Source organism: Limosilactobacillus reuteri (genome assembly GCF_002254085.1).
Lineage (GTDB): Bacteria > Bacillota > Bacilli > Lactobacillales > Lactobacillaceae > Limosilactobacillus > Limosilactobacillus reuteri_K.
Window position 1 is genome coordinate 1 of record NZ_NGPY01000046.1, and the last position, 1,348, is coordinate 1,348.

A 1,348-nucleotide genomic window follows, 5' to 3' on the forward strand; every position below is an offset into this window, starting at 1 on the left:
AATTGGAGCAGTACAAGGAATAATTCCGATTAACACGGCCACAAGTAGACCAATGGGACAACTTTTTAAGGCACTAACCCACTAAAACTGTATATTTAAAGGCTACCTATGAAAACTTGACAGATACAATTATGATGCAATTACTGCGCCTTGATAAGACTTTTATTATAATTGCACATAGATTGCAAATTTCGCAAATTGTTGATCGAGTGGTTGTTTTAGAAAAAGGGGAGATTGTGGAACAAGGTACGTATACAGAACTGAAGAACGATAACAGTATATTTAATAAACTAATTTCAATTAATTATGAGGAAGGAATCGTTAATAATGAATAAAAAAACAGTGCTAGAAAAGAAACAAATTTCATCAGAAGATCAAATGAAGATAATCGGTGGTGCAGTTATGAATCCAGCTCAATTTTTAGAATGTAAGATGTCAGGTTTAACAAGTAAGACAAAAGGAAGTTTGGTTACATGGGCTTGGAATCACACCTTTGGACATAGATAATGGTCAAATTACCGCTTTTATTATTAGTGCTATGTAACATTTTTACGTTATTAGGTGTATATAGTATTTATACATTACTTATTGGTAGTTCAAATTTAAAAAAGACAGCTGTTGTAACTGTCTTTTTTTCTGTATTTACGGCGATTGTGATAGGAAGCTATGACTGGCTTCTTATGCCTACTACCATTATAGGAGTAGGATTAGTTGCTTGTCTTGCAAACGAAGGCCGATTTAAAACAAACATTTTTAGTATACTTCTTGCATGTATATTACAAATTTTTATTTCTGAGATATCAGTATATCTTAGTTATAGTTTTGTGTATAAAATAACCGATATTGAGAACGAAGTTGCTATAGGTATATCATTTTGTGCTTTAACTAGTGTTTTTACTTGTATCCTTATTTTGTTGCTAAGAGCCAAAGCAAATATACTACGACAATTTATGTACAACGAAAAAAGCCAAATATCGATTTTAGGATTTACAGCGTTCCTTTTTTTACTTATCTATATTATTCAAATTTTTATTGATCTTAGTGAGAAAAATAGAGCACTACAATTGGGTGTTATCCTCATCTTTTGTATAGTCCTAATTCTGAATGATTTTTTCTTAAGAACTTATGTGGAAGTGGAAAAAAAGCAAAGTAAAATTAGAGAACAGAATGAAAAAAATGGTGAGTTACAAAAATACTTGAAAGAACTTTCTATCAACTATATGTAGAGGGCGGCTGTAGAATGTAGGAAATCGGCGGTTTAAAATTGTCGATTTTCCTGCATTTTTTGTATACTCACTTTATCAATCTTTTGAGGAAGTGATGAGTATGCGAAAAGACGTTTACGAAA

General features: G+C 31.4%; 2 protein-coding genes. Both read left to right on the top strand.

What is annotated here, in order from left to right; all coding sequences use genetic code 11:
* The first annotated feature begins 327 nt into the window (after positions 1-327).
* Complete coding sequence (locus CBG10_RS08260) at positions 328-507, top strand: hypothetical protein (protein WP_094503764.1); 180 nt, start codon at positions 328-330, stop codon at positions 505-507.
* Positions 507-1,226, top strand: coding sequence for a hypothetical protein (locus CBG10_RS08265; RefSeq protein WP_094512300.1), 720 nt, complete (start codon positions 507-509; stop codon positions 1,224-1,226). Before CBG10_RS08260 ends, CBG10_RS08265 begins: the two co-directional genes overlap by 1 nt.
* Positions 1,227-1,348 lie beyond the last annotated feature (122 nt).